We start from the raw sequence: 16,591 nt of genomic DNA on the forward strand, positions 1-16,591 counted from the left end.
CGCCCGCCGCTGCAACGCGAGACTGCAACGTGCCCGCGAAACCGTTCGCTCCGAGCGCGGTTTCGCGGGCAGAGTGCAGTCTCGCGCGATGAGGATGCCGATTAGGCGACGTTGGCGATGATGGTGTGCCAGCCGGTTGCGCCGTCGGGAGCGGGCGGGGCCTGGTCGGACGTCTGGGTTTGGCCGTCCACGTTGGTGGCGCGGCAGCGAATGGTGTGCTGACCGGCATCCGTCGCGTTCCACGGGATGCTCCACTGCACCCAGGTGTCATCCGAGACCGCGGTAGCAAGCTCGGCCTGCTGCCACGGGCCGTCATCGATCTTCACCTCGACGCCGGCGACCCCGACGTGCTGCTGCCACGCCACGCCGGCGATGACGGTCTGGCCTGCCGGCACGGTCACGCCCGACCGCGGGACATCGATGCGGGACTGCAGTTTGATGGGGCCGAGCTCCGACCAGCCGCGCGGCGTCCAGTACCCCTCGGCCCGATCGAATCGCGTGACCTCGAGATCGACGACCCACTTCGTGGCCGACACGTAGCCATACAGGCCTGGCACGACCATCCGCACCGGAAACCCATGCTCGGGAGGAAGAGGTTCTCCGTTCATGCCGATCGCGAGGATCGCGTTGCGGTCATCGGTCAGCGCTTCCAGCGGCGTCCCGGCGGTGAACCCATCGACCGAGGTCGACAGCACCATGTCGGCATCCGCCGTCGGGCGCGCCCTGGCGAGCAGTTCGCGGATCGGATAGCCGAGCCACACGGCATTGCCGATGAGGTCGCCGCCGATGTTGTTGGAGACGCACGTCAGGGTCGTCGTGCTCTCCTCCAGCGGGAGCGCGAGCAGCTCGTCCCAGGTGAGTTCGACCTCTTCCTCGACCATGCCGTGAATGCGCAGACTCCAGGTCGCGGGGTCAATCTGGGGAACGACGAGCGCCGTGTCGATGCGGTAGAAGTCGGCGTTCGGGGTGATGAGAGGCGAGATCCCGTCGATGTCGAGCTCTGCGCCCGCGGGGATCGCCGGCGCGGTCGTCGCGGGGGTCGGCAGCTTCAACGCCTCCCGCACCGTCGTCACGGCGCGGGCGCCACCGCGGGCGAGGTTTCCGGCGACTGCCGCGACGATGCCGACGGCGGTTGCACCGCCCATCCAGACGAGTGCCTGGCGGCGGCTCGGCCGGGTGTCGGCATCGGTGTCCGTGGAGGCGGCATCCCGAGGCATGCTCCGTCGCAGCACTCGGATGAGCGAGTGCAGCGCCACGACCGCGACGACGCCCGCGATGACAGAGGGAAGCCACGCGATGCCGCTCGTGTCGCTGCGCGTGAGGGCGACGACAGCGCCCACGACGCCGAACGCACCGAGGATGACCAGACCCCACGGGGGCTTGCGCAGCTGCAGGATGCCGGCGACACCGGCCAGCAGCACGAGCACGATCCCGATGCCCGTGAGCAGCGCGATCTTGTCATTCGTGCCGAACAGGGCGATCGCAAGATCCTTGCCCCACGGGGGCGCTGCATCGATGATCGCTCCGCCGACGACGGCGAAGGGGCTGGACGACGGAGCGAGGAGGGCCGCTGACAGTTCCCCGAGGCCCGCGCCCAGGATCGCCGCGGCGGCTCCTGCGAGAGCGGCGACGGCGGTGTCTTGCCTGTGTCGGGTGTCACCCACGTCCCCGAGGCTAACCGCGTTCGGAGGGGGTGCGGCCCGTTCGTAAGGAATCCGAAAGAAGGAAACATCCGTGCAACACGGCCCCGACTAGGCTCAACCCATGGGTGACCTGTTCGACGGATACGGCTCCACCGCATCGACGCGGAAGACCTCGTCGGGCGTCCCGCCGTTCGATGAGATGTTCGCGTCTGCGCCGGCCAAGGACGGTTCCGCCGAGTCGAGACGGGCGTATCGCGAGCTCTACCAGGCGCTCGCGCAGATGACCCAGGAGGAGCTGCGCGGCCGCACCGAGTCGCTGGCAAGTTCCTACCTCGCACAGGGCGTCACGTTCGACTTCGCGGGTGAGGAGCGCCCGTTCCCGCTGGATGCCGTGCCCCGTGTCATCCCCTACGACGAGTGGTCGCGCGTGGAGGCTGGAGTCTCGCAGCGCGTCCGCGCGCTCGAAGCGTTCCTCGACGACGCCTACGGTCGCCAGCACTGCGTGCGCGACGGTGTGCTGCCGGCGGCCCTGATCGCGTCCTCGCAGTACTACTACCGCCAAGCGGCCGGGATCCACAGTGCCAACGGTGTCCGCATCCAGGTGTCGGGGATCGACCTCATCCGCGACGAACACGGCGAGATGCGGGTGCTCGAAGACAACGTCCGTGTGCCATCCGGTGTGAGCTACGTCATCTCGAACCGGCGAGTGATGGCCCAGACCCTCCCCGAGCTGTTCGTGTCCATGCGCGTGCGCCCGGTCGGCGACTACCCCAACAAACTGCTCGGGGCGCTGCGCGCTTCGGCACCCCCCGGCATCGAGGACCCCAACGTCGTCGTCCTCACTCCCGGCGTCTACAACTCGGCGTACTTCGAGCACACACTGCTGGCCCGGCTCATGGGCGTCGAGCTCGTCGAGGGTCGGGATCTCGTCTGCATCGGCGGCAAGGTCTTCATGCGCACCACCCGCGGACCGCAGCGCGTCGACGTCATCTACCGGCGGGTCGACGACGACTTCCTTGACCCGCTGCAGTTCCGCGCCGACTCTATGCTCGGAGCTCCGGGCCTGCTGCTGGCGGCTCGCCTGGGCAACGTCACGATCGCCAACGCCGTGGGCAACGGCGTCGCCGATGACAAACTGCTCTACACCTACGTGCCCGACCTCATCCGCTACTACCTCGCGGAAGAGCCGATCCTCAAAAACGTCGACACCTGGCGCCTCGAGGACCCGAACGCTCTCGAGGAGGTTCTCGACCGGCTGGACGAGCTCGTCGTCAAGCCGGTCGACGGCTCCGGCGGCAAGGGTCTGGTGGTCGGCCCGGATGCCTCGCCTGCCGAGCTCGAGAAGCTCCGCAAGCGCCTGCTTGCCGACCCCCGCGGCTGGATCGCGCAGCCGGTCGTCATGCTCTCGACCATCCCGACTCTCGTTGAGGACGGTGTGCGGCCACGGCACGCAGACCTGCGTCCGTTCGCCGTCAACAACGGCGACGAGGTGTGGGTGCTCCCGGGCGGTCTCACCCGCGTGGCGCTTCCCGAAGGACAGCTTGTCGTCAACTCGAGCCAGGGCGGCGGATCGAAGGACACCTGGATCGTCGGAGGCGACGCGCCGACCCACGTCGAGTATGGGCAGGGTCACGGGCTTGCCGGGCTCGTCGCCGATCAGGCGTCCGTCACCGAGGCGATCCCGATCGTCTATCCCGAGCAGACCGAGCCGACGCACTCGCCGCAGGATCGTCCCCGGACGCACACCGAACAGCAGGAGCAACAGCAGCAGCAGGCTGAGGACGGTGCGTCATGCTGAGCCGCATTGCCGAGAGCCTCTTCTGGATCGGTCGCTACATCGAGCGCTCCGACGGCACCGCCCGGATCCTGGACGTGCATCTGCAGCTGCTGCTGGAAGATCCGTGGATCGACGAAGACACTGCGTGTCGGTCGCTCTTGAGTGTCATGGGATCCGTTCCACCGGATGGACTGGAGTTCGTCGGGCGTGACGATGTCCTGCAGCGGCTCGCCGTCGACCGGATGAACCCGTCGAGCATCGCCTACTCGGTGGCATCCGCCCGCGAAAACGCACGTCGGGCGCGTGAGATCGTCTCGACCGAACTCTGGGAGTGCCTGAACACCACCAACTCCCGGATGCCGCGGCGCCTGCAGACCGACAAGGTGCACGACTTCTTCCAGTGGGCGCGCGAACGCGCAGCGCTCGCGGTGGGAATCGTCGACTCCTCGACGAGCCGTGACGAGTCGTGGCAGTTCTTCACGCTCGGCCGCAGCATCGAGCGCGCAGACATGACCGCGCGGCTGCTCGCCACGCGATCCCTGACCGAGGCATCCGGCCCGTCGTGGACGACGATTCTGCGCTCGTGCGGCGCATACGAGGCGTACCTGCGCACCTACCGGGGCATCCCGAGTGCGCGTAACGCCGCCGAGTTCCTGCTCTTGGACCGCCTCTTCCCGCGCTCGATCATCTACTCGATCCAGCAGGCGGAGGCGTGCATGTCGGCCATCGACCCGCGGGCCGACAGGGTCGGACACTCCAACAGTGTGCTGCGCGCGCTCGGACGGATTCGCAACGAGCTCGAGTACAAGCCCGTGGCCGACATCCTCAGCGACCTTCCGGAAGAGATGGAGCGCGTGCAGGTCGTCACCCGCGAGGCATCGGAGGCGATCCGCCAGCGCTTCTTCCCGACGCAGGCCGAACCGAGCTGGATCGGAGAGATCTCATGAAGCGCCTGCGCATCGAACACCAGACGGCCTTCGCCTACCAGGGCGACGTCTCGGCGTCCTACAACGAGGCGCGGATGCTGCCAGGTTCCACCGACAGCCAGTTCGTGCTGAGTGCATCGCTCGACATCGAACCGTCGACCTCGGTCAATCAGTACGTCGACTACTTCGGCACGCGCGTGACCTCGTTCGACATCCTCTCCCCTCACGCCTCACTGACCCTCACCGCGCGGTCCCTCGTGGAGGTGCGCCCGCGTCCGATCGAGCACACCGACATCACCTGGGATCAGCTCCGCCGGGAGGCGGCGCGTTCGGTCGAGGTCGTCGAGCAGCTCGGCCAGACTTCACGCACCAAGCCTCATCCGGAGGTGGCCGAGATCGCCCGGGCGATTGCCGCGCAACACGATCAGCCCGGCCAGGCCGCCCACGCCATCGCGATGGCCATCGGGGATGCCGTCGAGTACGTCCACGGTGTGACCGGCGTGCATTCCACAGGGGCAGAAGCGTGGGAGGCGCGCAAGGGGGTCTGTCAGGACATCGCGCACATCGTGCTGGGCGCGCTTCGAGAGGTGGGCATTCCCGCGCGCTACGTCTCGGGTTATCTGCACCCGAACGTGAATGCCGAGGTCGGCGTTCCCGTCGAGGGGGAGTCGCACGCCTGGGTCGAATGGTTCGCGGGATCGTGGGAGGGCTTCGACCCCACGAACAACACCGAGATCGGAGACCGCCACGTCCTGGTTGGACGCGGCCGCGACTACAACGACGTGCCGCCGGTTCGGGGCGTCTATGCCGGGCCGTTCAAGAGCGACATGTCGGTGAAGGTGACGATCACCCGCGAGGCGTGAACCCCGCGGGTGATCTGGCCCGCATCAGTGGGCGAGAGCCGGTGCCTCGGTCGAGTCGGTGTGGAAAGCGCTCGCCACCGAGAAGCGCTTCCGTCGGAACAGGAACGCCGCGATGATCGCGCCGCCCGCGAAGAAGGCCGCGCTCCACCAATACGCGACGGTGTAGCTGTGCACAGCTGCGTCAGCGAGCACGGCATCGGATGCCGGCTGGTTGGCGGCGACATAGTCGGCCAAGGCCGTCGCGGCGAGGGTGTTCAGCAGCGCGGTTCCGATGGAGCCGCCGACCTGCTGGCTGGTGTTGACCATGGCGGAGGACACGCCGGCGTATCGGCGGTCGACCCCGAGGGTTGCCGTCTGGATCGCAGCGGGCATGATCGTTCCCATACCGAAGCCGAGCGTGAGCAAGGCTGGGAGGGCGTCGAGGTACGCGCTGTCGACATCGAGCCGCGTGAACAGCACCATCGCGATGGCAGCCATCAGCATCCCCGCGGGCACGAGGATCTTCGGCCCCAGCCGCGGCAGCAACAGGTTCGTGCTGAGCTGCGCGGCGATGACGAGCATCACGATCATCGGGAGGAAGGCGACGCCGGTCTGCATCGGGGTGTACGCGAGCGACAGCTGGAAGTAGTAGGTCACGATCAGGAAGACCCCGAACATCCCTGCGCCGGTGATCATGACCGACAGGAAGGATGCGCCGCGATTGCGGTCGACGACCACGGGAAGCGGGAGCAGCGGATGCGTCGTGACGCGTTGCCAGATCACGAACGCGACCAGGAGCACTGCCGAGGCGACCAGCGAGCCCCAGGTCAGCGGGGCATCCCACCCGTCCGACTCGGCGTGGGAGAAGCCGAAGACGAGGGCGAACAGTCCTGCAGATGCCAGGAGGGTGCCGGGGATGTCGAGGTGGGGGCGCGGACCCTGCCGTGATGCGGCGGGAACGAACACCAGGGCCAGGACGAAGGCGATCGCCGCGAAGAAGACGTTGATCGTGAGGTTCCACCGCCAGTCGAACTGCTCGGTGAGGAAGCCGCCGAGGAGCAGGCCCACAGCGCCTCCCGCGCCGGCGATCGCGCCGAAGACGCCGAACGCGCGGGATCGCTCCCGCGGGATCGTGAAGGTCGTCGTCAACACGGCAAGGGCGGTGGGTGCCAGGAGGGCCGCGAACACACCCTGCAGCGCGCGGGCGGCGACGAGCATCTCGAACGACACGGCAAGACCACCCAGCAACGAGGCGGCCGCGAACCCGACCAGGCCGATGAGGAAGGCGAGTTTGCGTCCGATGAGGTCTGAGAGGCGGCCGCCCAGCAGCAGGAGGCTGCCGAAGGCGAGGGAGTAAGCGGTCACGACCCATTGGCGGTCACCGTCGGAGAACCCGAGGTCGGCTTGCGCGGCGGGCAACGCGATGTTCACGACCGTCGCGTCGAGCACGACCATGAGCTGGGCGATGGCCACGGTGCCGAGCGTCCACCAGCGGCGGGTGGCGGGGGTCGTCGGTGAAGAGATGTCGGGAGTCGTCACGGCGTTAGCGTATACGAAACTCTAGAGTATCGGAAATGAACAGTTCCTGAAGTAGACTGGGGGTGTTCGACAACGAGGGAGTGCGATGGATCCGCAGGCGACGCAGCCGGCCGGCGCCGGGGCGCGACTGGGACGCCCCCGCGACGCGTCTCGGGATGCTGACATCCTCGAGGCGACGATCGAGGTCCTTGCTGAGCAGGGCTTCGACGGGATGACCATCGACATGGTCGCGGCGCGGGCGGGGGCGGGCAAAGCGACGGTCTACCGACGGTGGCCGTCGAAGGCTGACCTCGTCATCGACGCCGTGGCATGCATGAAGAAACGCGATCTCGACCCCGCGCAGCTGCCCGATACCGGGACGCTGCGCGGTGACCTCATCGCCCTCGTACGAGCGCCGTCGGCTGCCGATTCCGATCGGAAGATGCATGTCATGGGCGGGATCCTCTCCCTCATGTCCCGGGAGCCCGAGCTGGCGCGCACAGCGTATGCGGCAATTTTGCAACCGCGCATCGCGGCGAACCGCATTCTGCTGGAGCGCGCGCGCGGCCGTGGAGAGACTCGCCCCGACATCGACGTCGATCGCCTCGCGGCACTCATGCCAGCGATGTCGTCGTTTCGCACGCTCGCGCAGCGCGAGCCGATTACGCGGGAGTTTCTCATCTCGCTCATCGACGATGTGCTGCTCCCCGCAGCCGGCGTCGTCAGGGCAGTGGTGTGACGATATCTGACACTGCACGACCGTCCGTGACGGTGGATGTCGGTCCGTGACGGTGGATGTCGGTCCGTGACGGTGCATGACGGTGCGTGTCGTGCTGAGTTTTCCGGATTGTGTCGAGGGTCTAACGTCGCGGCATGACAACTCTCACCCCGACCTCTGATGACCTTGCTACCGAGCGTGCGTCGCGCCTGGATGCTGCGGCATCCGCGTGGGGAGCGCGGATCGACGCTGACCGCACCGCAGCCCATCTCACCTATCGCGTTCGCGGCACCGGCGAGGGAGCCGTTGCGACCCGCATCCGTGCCGGAGGACACGAGTTCGTGATCGACGAACCTGCCGCGCTCGCCGGTGACGATGCTGCTGCCAGCCCCGTCGAGTACGCGCTGGGCGCGATCGCCGCCTGTCAGGTTGTCGTCTTCCGCCTCTACGCTCACGCGCTCGGAATTCCGCTGGATCACATCGAGGTCACTGCCGAAGGCGACCTTGACGCTGCTCGACTGTTCGGCAAGGACGAGACGGTGCGCCCCGGCTTCTCTGCGGTTCGGGTCGCGATCGACGTGAGCGGCACGGCGAGCGCTGCCGACTACGAGCGCCTGCGCGAGGTCGTCGACGCGCACTGTCCTGTGCTCGACCTCTTCGCCAATCCGACGCCGGTCACGACATCCGTGAGCGTGCGCTGATCGACCTCCTCAGGACTCGGCCCGGTCGACCTGTTCGCGCAGGTCTTCCGGGTCGAGGTTTGCCTGGGCGAACTCGGGGGTGCGGGGGAGCTCGAGATGCAGATCCGTGCCCACGCACACCTGCACCCGGCCGTGCAGCATGACGTGATCGAGCACGTGTCCGCCGCTGCGGCGCTCATCGAGCAGCACGTGGGCGTGGTAGCCAGGAACTGACAGGCCTTCCTCGAACGCGGGCGTTCGAAACCCCACGACAGTGCCCGATACGTCGGTGAACTCCGTCACCTTCTGCTCGGCAGTCGCCTGCACGAGTGGGCGGTAGGGCTGCTGCTGGACATGAACGGCACGCACCGTCATCCGCTCATAGACGCCGTCGACCCGCACCGCGTACATGTAGTTCGCCGACCCGAGCTTCTCGTCGATGAGCGCGGTGACTTCTGCCCGGGTGTGCCGCCCGGTGATCTCGAAACTGAGGTGTGGCTCGAAGCGCGTCACGACGGCGTACGGCACCCCTTCGCCATCGGCGGCCACCGTCGCCGTACCGTCGTCGCGGATGCGGTAGCAGGTGTCGTCGAGAAGGATGAGCTCGCCGTCGAGGCCTTCGAAGGTGCCGATTCCGAAGTCACCGCGGCGGCGAAGGCTGCCGACGGTGGTTTCGCCATCGTAGACACCGTCGAGCAGCGCCGCGATGACGCTCGTCTGGTGGATCGTGTGGCGTGAGGTCATCACTGTTCGAGGGTAGTCGGGACTGGTTGATCGATCGCAACGTGCTCGATAGGGGGGATGCCCTGCATGAGTGTTCTGAGTCGATCGCCGACCTCAGTTCCGTGCGGGAGCCTGCGCTATCGGCTGAGTGACGATCGAGAGCGGGCGCGTCTCGTCAAGTCGCAGACGGAGCCTGCCACCGCGGTGCACTCGCCCCGACCAGACGAGCCAGGTGATCGCTATCGCAGCGGCGATGAGCGCCGCGAGGGTCCCCAGCTGGATGGCGGCGCGCGGACCGAGTTCGTCGGCGACCCACCCGACGATCGGCGCTCCCACCGGGGTGCCTCCGAGCAGGATGGCGACGTAGATCGCGAGTACCCTGCCGCGCAGGTGGGCGTCAGTCGTGGCCTGCACATACCCGTTGGCCGTCGAGAGGATGGTGACGACAGTGAACCCGGTGAACACCAGTGTCACCGCGTACAGGGCGTAGGTCGGCATGACCGACGAGACTGCTGATGCCACCGCGAATCCAAGAACTCCGGCGATCACAACGCGAACTCGAGCGCGGTCGCGGCGGGCGGCGAGCAGGGCGCCCGTCAGTGATCCGATCGCAAGGACCGAGTTCAGCAGACCGAAGCCGTCGGCTCCCGCACCGAACTCGAGCGCCATCGTGGAGGCGTAGATCGGGAAGTTCATGCCGAACGCACCGACGAGGAACACGACGATGAAGACCACGATCAGATCGGGTCGGGTGGCGACGTATCGGAACCCGTCTGAGAGGCGGGAGCGGCCGTGGGTGACAGCGCGGGGCGTGAGTTCGTGTCGGCGCATCGCCAGGAGTGCGCCGATGGTGGCAAGGAACGTGAGCGCATTGACGAGGAACATCCAGCCGGTACCGACCAGAACGATGAACAGGCCCGCGACAGCGGGGCCGATCATCCGGGCCGCGTTGAAGGACGCCGAGTTCAGTGCCACGGCGTTGCTGGTGTTCTCTTTCGTGACGAGGTCGGAGACGAAAGCCTGGCGCGCCGGATTGTCGAAGGCGGCGACGATCCCGAGCCCCAGGGCAAACGCATACATGAGCGGGAGGGTCATGGCGCCGGTGAGGATGAGGATGCCGATCGCCGTGGCAAGAAGGAGCGACACGCCCTGTGTTGCAAGAAGGATGTGGCGTCTCTCGAACCGGTCGGTTGCCCAGCCCGTGAGTCCGACCAGCACGAGGGGCGGACCGAACTGGAGAGCCATCGTGATTCCGACTGCGCCCGCGTCGCCGGGGGTCAATTCGGTGAGGACCACCCAGTTCTGCGCGGTGGACTGCATCCAGGCGCCGATGTTCGATACCAGGGCTCCGATGAACCAGACGCGGTAGTTGAAGATCCCGAGGGACCGGAACATCGTGCTCACTGCGCCGCCAGCCGCTGCAGAATCTCGGCGGCGGCAGCCAGCGCCATCCGGTCGTGTTCGCTGACGTCCGCGAGTACTGTCTCGACCCACGCGTCTCGGCGCCGGGTCGTCTCGTCGACCACGGAGCGCCCGGCATCGGTGATCGTGATGACGACCTTGCGACCGTCGCTGTCATCTGCCGACCGCTCGACGTACCCGGCGTCCTGCAGGCAGTTGACCGTGCGGTTCATCGACGGCGGTGAGACCCGCTCGCGCTCCGCGAGTTGGCCGAGCGTGCGTGGCCCGTGCAGATACAGGCCCGCGAGAACCGCGAACTGACCGTCGCTCATCGAGTCGACCGAACGCTCCGTGCGCATCCGCCGCGCAAACCGAAACACGCCGATGCGTAACTGTGCGGCGTCACTGGCGAGGGGGTGTGAATCAGGATGCGATGCGGAGGCGGTCACGATGTCTTTAGCCTAGCTCATTAGTCATGCTAAAGATATCGAGAGGACGGTGCGTCCGTCCAGGTGGTCGGCAGTGAGCGCCCCGAGCCGACTGCTCGGACTCACCTCGCCCGACGCGATGGCGTGCGCCGCCAGGCGCGTCGCCCGGATGCCGAGACCGCCGGCGCCGCCCATGCCCTCGACGTGGTCGAAGGCGACCATCTCACGCACGCCGCCGACTCGAGACTGCCGAGAGCCTCGAGTGGATCGAGACGGGGCGCAGCGACGTGCTGCGCTTTGCGCGGCCGAACGGTTGGCACGTGATCACCAACTTCGGCTCGGAGCCGTACGTGCTCGACGCTACGGATGCCGCGGCCGTCGTGCTCGCCACGGCAGACCATGCCCGCGGCGAGGTTCCGGGCGAGTCGACGGTGTGGATCGCTCCGGCCGACCTCCTCAGCTAATCGCTTGCCCTCGTGGTGCTCTCCCGCCCGGTCGCCTCGTCGGGGCGGCGGGAGGGGAGAGCGAGGGTGGCGACCAAACCGATGGCCAAGAACCCGGCAGCCGTGAACGCTGCGTACCGCGTGCCGTCCGAGAAGGCGGTCTTTGCGGCATCCGCGGCAGCCGACGTCGCCGGCGACTGCTCGAGCTGGGCGATCGCGCCGCCGGCGCTTTGAACCACGGCCGTCACGATCTGGTCTGCCTGGTCGCTGGGCATCCCTTGGTCTTCGAGGCTCGAGGTGAGGATGCCGGCGGTGCTGGTGAACAGGACGGTGCCGAGGATCGCGATGCCCAACGCAGAGCCGATCTGGCGGGCAGTCGACTGCGTGCCCGAACCCTGGCCGCTGCGTTCGACGGGGACGTCCACGAGAATCACGCCGGTGAGCTGGGCCGTGGCAAGGCCCACCCCGAAGCCGTAGACGAACAGGGCGGGGATGAGCCAGCCCCACGCGGCATCCGGGGCGATGACGAGCCCGACCCACACCACGCCGATGATCTCGGCGGCAAGGCCGACGCGCACGACCCAGACCGCCGGGATGCGCGAGCTCGCGCCGGCTGCTGCTCCGCTGGCGACGAACGACCCGCCCGCGAGGGCCAGCAGGATGAGCCCGGTCTGCAGCGCGTCGAACCCGAGGACGAACTGCAGCCACAGGGGGAGCGAGAGGATGATGCCGAACTCGCCGAGCGAGACGAGCATCGCGGCGATGTTGCCGTTTCGGAAGGTACCGATGCGGAAGAGGCTGAACGAGAGGAGTGAGACCCGGCCCGTGCGCTCGCGGTGGATGCCCCACGCGATGAAGGCGACGGCGCCGAGGATCGCGATGAGGAACGCGACCGGTACCGGAGATAGCGCCCACGGCCATGTCCAGGACCCGATCGTGAAGTCGCCGTCGGTGGCCCACCATCCCAGGGTCCGGCCCTCGATGAGGCCGAAGACGAGGGCACCGAACGTGATGAACGAGAGCGCGCCGCCGATGAGGTCGATCGAGCGCGTGTTCTCGTCGCGCGACTCGGCGACCGTCAGCAGCACGCCGATGATGATCAGGATGCCGAGCGGGATGTTGATGCCGAACGCCCAGCGCCACGAGAACGCGGTGGTCAGCCATCCGCCCAGCAGCGGCCCGACTGCTGCCATTCCACCGATCGTCGATCCCCAGACAGCGAAGGCGATCCCGCGCTCGCGGCCGCGGAACGTGGCGTTGATCAGCGACAGGGTGGTCGGGAGGATCATCGCACCGCCGATGCCCTGGACCAGGCGCGCGAGGATCAGCAGGTCTCCGGTGGGCGCGAAGGCTGCGGCGATGGACGAGAGGACGAAGATCACGACGCCGAGCAGCATGATGCGGCGGCGACCGAAGCGGTCTGCCAGTGATCCGAACACGAGCAGGAGCGATGCGAAGACCAGGGTGTAGGCCTCTTGCACCCACTGCACCTGGGTGGAGGTAATGCCGAGGTCGTCGACGATCGCCGGGATAGCGACGTTGACGATCGTCGAATCGACGATGATCAGTGAGACGGCAATGCTGATGAAAACGAGGCCGAGCCAGCGACGATTCTGCATGTCGCTAGCTTATCTAGCTAATTGGTCGACGCAAGAGGCATCTCGCATCAGCCTGCCTCTGGCTCGCTAAGCTTCCGGCATGCCCGAGTACACCGACGTGCACGGTGTCGAGATCGTCTACGACCTCGCCACCCCTGTCACCACTCCCCGCGGCGTCGTTCATCTCTTGCACGGCGTGGGCGAGCACGCCGGCCGCTATGGTGCAGTGATCCGTGCACTCACGGATGCCGGGTTCATCGTCTACGCCGACGATCATCGCGGCCACGGCCGCACCGGCATGCGCCAGCACGGCAGCAGCGAACGTCTCGGTCGCCTCGGCCCCGGTGGCTTGCGCGCGACGATCGACGCGGTCTGGCAGCTCAGCGAGATGGCCAGGGCGGAGCATCCGGATCTTCCCTTGATCCTGCTCGGTCACTCGTGGGGCTCGTTCCTCGCGCAGATCCTGGTTAACCGTCATGCCGCGGCGATCGACGGACTCATCCTGAGCGGGTCGGCGCTGCGTTGGCCGGGATCGCTGAACTCGGGTGATCTGAACGCGCCGTGGCAGGGTCCGAATGCCAACGGCATGGAATGGCTCTCGACCGACCCGGCAGTCGCCGAGGAGTTCCTCGCCGATCCGCTGACGACCTCGACACCGTTGGCAAAGCTCTTCGGTCCCCTCGACACACTCCGTCTGATCGGGAAGCCGGCTCGTCACCTCGAGCACGATGTGCCGACCCTCATCATGGTCGGGCGCGAGGACACCGTTGGGGGTCCGCGCAGCAACCACCGGCTCGCGGATGCCTACCGCACCCGTTCGGGGTTCACCGATGTCACCACGCTCGTCTACCCGGGAGCGCGGCACGAGATCTTCAACGAGGCTCAGCAAGCCGAGGTTCGCGCCGATCTTCTGGCGTGGCTGGATGCCCGCTTTCCCGTCCGCGACTGACGGTGCGCGGCTCCTCCTAGGCTGGTTCCATGCACGCTGAGTACAAGGTCCCGGGCGGGAAGCTCGTCGTCGTCGACCTGGATGTCGAAGCCGGGCGCCTGGCGAACGTGCGCCTCGCGGGCGACTTCTTCCTCGAGCCGGACGATGCCCTCGTCGCGATCAACGAGGCGGTGTCGGGTCTTCCCGCCGAAGCCGATGTCCCCACGATCGCTGCGGCGGTCCGCTCGGCGCTCCCCGAAGGTGCGCAGCTTCTCGGGTTCACGCCCGAGTCCGTTGGCACCGTCGTGCGCCGGGCGCTCGTGACGGCATCCGGGTGGAAAGACTTCTCGTGGCAGATCGTCCACGACCGCCCCGTCTCGCCGCGCATGAACCTCGCGCTGGACGAAGTGCTCACGACCCGCGTTGGAGACGGGCGACGGATGCCGACGCTGCGCCTCTGGGAATGGAACCAGTCAGCTGTCGTCATCGGGTCGTTCCAGTCGTACCGGAACGAGGTGGATCCGGAGGGCGCGCGCCGTCATGGCTATGACGTCGTGCGCCGGATCTCGGGCGGCGGTGCGATGCTCATGGGTGCCGACGCGATCATCACCTACTCGCTCTCGGTTCCCGCCTCGCTGGTGGCGGGGATGACCTTCGCCGATTCGTACGCGTTCCTCGACGACTGGGTCTTGCAGGCGCTGCGGTCCCTCGGGATCGATGCGACATACCAGCCGCTCAACGACATCGCGAGTCCGGAGGGCAAGATCGGCGGCGCCGCGCAGAAGCGCCTCGCGAACGGTGGGGTGTTGCATCACGCGACCCTCAGCTACGACATGGACGGCAAGGTACTCACCGACGTGCTGCGCATCGGCCGCGAGAAGCTCAGCGACAAAGGCACGACCTCGGCTGCCAAGCGCGTCGACCCGCTGCGACGCCAGACGGGGCTGCCGCGTGAGGCGATCATCCAGGCGTTCGCCGACACGTTCACCACGCTCTACGGCGCCGAGGTCGGGCATATCACCGAAGAGGAATACGCCGAAGCGGAGGCTCTTGTCGCCTCGAAGTTCGCCACCGACGCGTGGCTGCATCGGGTTCCGTGACCGTCACGATCCATCACGGCGACAATCTGTCGGTGATGCGCGGACTGCCGGATGCGTCATTCGGTCTGGTCTACCTCGACCCTCCGTTCAACACCGGTCGCGTGCGTGAGCGGGCAGTCGAATCGGCCAGCACGCCGGGCGATGCGCCCCTTCCCGGATCCGTGACCCGGCGCGGCTTCCATGGCCGCGACTACGAGCGGTTACGGGGAGACCTGCGCGTGTACGACGACCGGTTCGACGACTACTGGGGCTTTCTCGAACCGCGGGTGCTCGAAGCGTGGCGTCTGCTTGCCGACGACGGCACCCTGTACCTCCATCTGGATTACCGGGAGGCGCACTATGCGAAGGTGCTGCTGGATGCGGTGTTCGGCCGCGACCACTTCCTCAACGAGATCATCTGGTCGTACGACTACGGAGCGAAGACACGCAAGCGCTGGCCGACCAAGCACGACACGATCCTTGTCTATGTGAAAGATCCGGCGCGCTACTGGTTCGATTCCGAGGCCGTGGATCGCGAGCCGTACATGGCCCCGGGGCTCGTGACGCCCGAGAAAGCAGCCCGCGGCAAGCTCCCCACCGACGTGTGGTGGCACACGATCGTTCCCACGACCGGACGCGAGAAGACCGGATACCCCACCCAGAAGCCCGAGGGTGTGTTGCGACGAATCGTGCAGGCATCCCTGCGCCCGGGCGGAGCCGTTCTCGACCCGTTCGCCGGATCGGGAACGACGGGCGCTGTCGCCCAGGGGCTCGGACGGGACGCGGTGCTCATCGACGCCAACCCCGAGGCGATCGCGATCATGCGAGAGCGGATGCCGCTCGCGACGATCATCGAAAGCTGACCGGCCCCCACGGAGGCGACCTAGGCTGGCGCTATGCGATTCGGAATCTTCATCCCACAAGGCTGGCGTCTCGACCTCGTCGGGATCGATCCCGCGCAGCAGTGGGAAGCGATGAACGGACTGGCGCAGCGGGCCGATACCGGCCCCTGGGAGTCCCTCTGGGTCTACGACCACTTCCACACCGTGCCCGTTGCGACCCAGGAGGCGACGCACGAGGCCTGGACGCTGATGTCAGCCTTCGCCGCGTCGACCACCCGCATCCGTCTTGGCCAGATGTGCACCTGCATGGGCTACCGGAACCCGGCCTACCTCGCGAAAGTTGCCGCGACAGTCGACATCATCTCGGGCGGCCGCGCCGAGATGGGAATCGGCGGCGGCTGGTACGAGCACGAGTGGCGCGCCTACGGGTACGGCTTTCCGGAGGTTCGCGATCGCCTCGCGATGCTGCGGGAGGGAGTCGAGATCATGCACCAGGCCTGGACGACCGGGTCGGCAACCCTCGACGGGAAGTACTACCAGGTCGACGGCGCGATCGTGCAGCCGCAGCCTTTGCAGACCGACGGCATCCCGTTCTGGATCGCCGGCGGCGGCGAGAAGGTCACCCTCAAGGTCGCCGCAAAGTACGCGTCGTACACCAACTTCGCTGGCAGCATCGAGGAATTCGACCACAAGCGCTCGGTGCTGCACGAGCACTGCGCCGCGCTCGGTCGTGACCCCGGCGAGATTACCCAGTCCTCGAATTTCAACACCATCGTCGGCGCCACCGAAGCCGAGGCCGAGGAGCGCCTGCGCGTGGTCCTCGCGCGGTTGGCGCCGTTCGTCGGTGACGAGCGTCTTGCGGCCATCGAGGCCGAATACCGCGGATCGCTCGGATTCGGAACTCCCGAACAGGTGACTGAGCGCCTGCAGGCGCGAGCGAGCCACGGCCTCGGGTACGCCATCCACTACTTCCCCGAAGCGGCATATGACACGACCGGCATCGAGCTGTTCGAAACCCAGGTCGTGCCGGCGCTTTCGTAGGCCG

The 16,591-nt window shown here is 67.3% G+C and carries 17 protein-coding genes; 10 read left to right on the forward strand and 7 right to left on the reverse strand.

What is annotated here, in order from left to right:
* Window positions 1-101 precede the first annotated feature (101 nt).
* Window positions 102-1,664 carry a molybdopterin-dependent oxidoreductase gene (locus BGO47_RS01190; protein ID WP_292707569.1) on the reverse strand — a complete coding sequence of 521 codons (1,563 nt, stop codon included), beginning with the start codon at window positions 1,662-1,664 and terminating at the stop codon, window positions 102-104.
* Window positions 1,665-1,764: 100 nt separating this feature from the next.
* Here BGO47_RS01190 and BGO47_RS01195 point away from each other — a divergent pair, with 100 nt between their 5' ends.
* From BGO47_RS01195 to BGO47_RS01205, 3 genes are read left to right on the forward strand one after another with little or no spacing between them, the layout of a single operon-like run.
* Window positions 1,765-3,441, forward strand: a complete 1,677-nt coding sequence (locus tag BGO47_RS01195) for a circularly permuted type 2 ATP-grasp protein (protein WP_292707572.1) — start codon at window positions 1,765-1,767, stop codon at window positions 3,439-3,441.
* Window positions 3,435-4,367, forward strand: a complete 933-nt coding sequence (locus BGO47_RS01200; RefSeq protein WP_292707575.1) for an alpha-E domain-containing protein — start codon at window positions 3,435-3,437, stop codon at window positions 4,365-4,367. The genes BGO47_RS01195 and BGO47_RS01200 overlap by 7 nt, the downstream gene beginning before the upstream one ends.
* On the forward strand, window positions 4,364-5,209 hold the full coding sequence (locus BGO47_RS01205; RefSeq protein ID WP_292707577.1) for a transglutaminase family protein: 846 nt from the start codon (window positions 4,364-4,366) through the stop codon (window positions 5,207-5,209). The genes BGO47_RS01200 and BGO47_RS01205 overlap by 4 nt, the downstream gene beginning before the upstream one ends.
* A gap of 24 nt (window positions 5,210-5,233) precedes the next feature.
* Here BGO47_RS01205 and BGO47_RS01210 read toward each other — a convergent pair whose 3' ends face one another.
* Window positions 5,234-6,727, reverse strand: a complete 1,494-nt coding sequence (locus BGO47_RS01210) for an MFS transporter (RefSeq protein WP_292707579.1) — start codon at window positions 6,725-6,727, stop codon at window positions 5,234-5,236.
* 85 nt (window positions 6,728-6,812) lie between these two features.
* On the opposite strand from BGO47_RS01210, the gene BGO47_RS01215 reads away from it, so the two are divergent.
* Window positions 6,813-7,445: a TetR/AcrR family transcriptional regulator gene (locus tag BGO47_RS01215; RefSeq protein ID WP_292707582.1), complete on the forward strand. Its 633-nt coding sequence runs from the start codon at window positions 6,813-6,815 to the stop codon at window positions 7,443-7,445.
* Between the two features lie 134 nt (window positions 7,446-7,579).
* Window positions 7,580-8,125 carry an OsmC family protein gene (locus tag BGO47_RS01220; protein WP_292707585.1) on the forward strand — a complete coding sequence of 182 codons (546 nt, stop codon included), beginning with the start codon at window positions 7,580-7,582 and terminating at the stop codon, window positions 8,123-8,125.
* A 9-nt stretch (window positions 8,126-8,134) separates the two neighbouring features.
* Here BGO47_RS01220 and budA read toward each other — a convergent pair whose 3' ends face one another.
* The 4 genes from budA to BGO47_RS01240 form a co-directional block, all read right to left on the reverse strand.
* Entirely contained in the window at window positions 8,135-8,848 is a 714-nt protein-coding gene (gene budA, locus BGO47_RS01225) for an acetolactate decarboxylase (RefSeq protein WP_292707826.1), read from the reverse strand.
* 93 nt (window positions 8,849-8,941) lie between these two features.
* Window positions 8,942-10,222: an MFS transporter gene (locus BGO47_RS01230; protein WP_292707588.1), complete on the reverse strand. Its 1,281-nt coding sequence runs from the start codon at window positions 10,220-10,222 to the stop codon at window positions 8,942-8,944.
* A 5-nt stretch (window positions 10,223-10,227) separates the two neighbouring features.
* Complete coding sequence (locus tag BGO47_RS01235) at window positions 10,228-10,677, reverse strand: MarR family transcriptional regulator (RefSeq protein WP_292707591.1); 450 nt, start codon at window positions 10,675-10,677, stop codon at window positions 10,228-10,230.
* A 24-nt stretch (window positions 10,678-10,701) separates the two neighbouring features.
* Window positions 10,702-10,887: a hypothetical protein gene (locus BGO47_RS01240; RefSeq protein ID WP_292707593.1), complete on the reverse strand. Its 186-nt coding sequence runs from the start codon at window positions 10,885-10,887 to the stop codon at window positions 10,702-10,704.
* Window positions 10,888-10,976: 89 nt separating this feature from the next.
* Between BGO47_RS01240 and BGO47_RS01245 the strand changes: the two genes are divergently transcribed.
* Window positions 10,977-11,120 carry a hypothetical protein gene (locus tag BGO47_RS01245; RefSeq protein ID WP_292707595.1) on the forward strand — a complete coding sequence of 48 codons (144 nt, stop codon included), beginning with the start codon at window positions 10,977-10,979 and terminating at the stop codon, window positions 11,118-11,120.
* On the opposite strand, the gene BGO47_RS01250 is transcribed toward BGO47_RS01245, so the two are convergent.
* Entirely contained in the window at window positions 11,117-12,718 is a 1,602-nt protein-coding gene (locus tag BGO47_RS01250; protein WP_292707598.1) for an MFS transporter, read from the reverse strand. The genes BGO47_RS01245 and BGO47_RS01250 overlap by 4 nt on opposite strands.
* A gap of 79 nt (window positions 12,719-12,797) precedes the next feature.
* Here BGO47_RS01250 and BGO47_RS01255 point away from each other — a divergent pair, with 79 nt between their 5' ends.
* Genes BGO47_RS01255 through BGO47_RS01270 form a run of 4 tightly spaced genes read left to right on the forward strand, consistent with a single transcriptional unit; the run spans window position 12,798 to window position 16,587 of the window.
* Window positions 12,798-13,646 carry an alpha/beta fold hydrolase gene (locus BGO47_RS01255; protein ID WP_292707601.1) on the forward strand — a complete coding sequence of 283 codons (849 nt, stop codon included), beginning with the start codon at window positions 12,798-12,800 and terminating at the stop codon, window positions 13,644-13,646.
* 29 nt (window positions 13,647-13,675) lie between these two features.
* The gene (locus BGO47_RS01260; protein ID WP_292707604.1) at window positions 13,676-14,725 is read left to right on the forward strand and encodes a biotin/lipoate A/B protein ligase family protein; all 1,050 of its coding nucleotides are present in this window, start codon (window positions 13,676-13,678) and stop codon (window positions 14,723-14,725) included.
* A gap of 35 nt (window positions 14,726-14,760) precedes the next feature.
* A complete protein-coding gene (locus BGO47_RS01265) occupies window positions 14,761-15,567 on the forward strand; it encodes a site-specific DNA-methyltransferase (protein ID WP_292707828.1) in 807 nt (268 codons plus the stop codon).
* 33 nt (window positions 15,568-15,600) lie between these two features.
* Window positions 15,601-16,587 (forward strand): LLM class F420-dependent oxidoreductase, encoded by a 987-nt coding sequence (locus tag BGO47_RS01270; RefSeq protein ID WP_292707607.1) that lies wholly within the window; start codon window positions 15,601-15,603, stop codon window positions 16,585-16,587.
* The last annotated feature ends 4 nt before the right edge of the window (window positions 16,588-16,591 follow it).

Origin of the sequence: Microbacterium sp. 67-17, from assembly GCF_001898325.1 — a bacterium.
GTDB lineage: Bacteria > Actinomycetota > Actinomycetes > Actinomycetales > Microbacteriaceae > Microbacterium > Microbacterium schleiferi.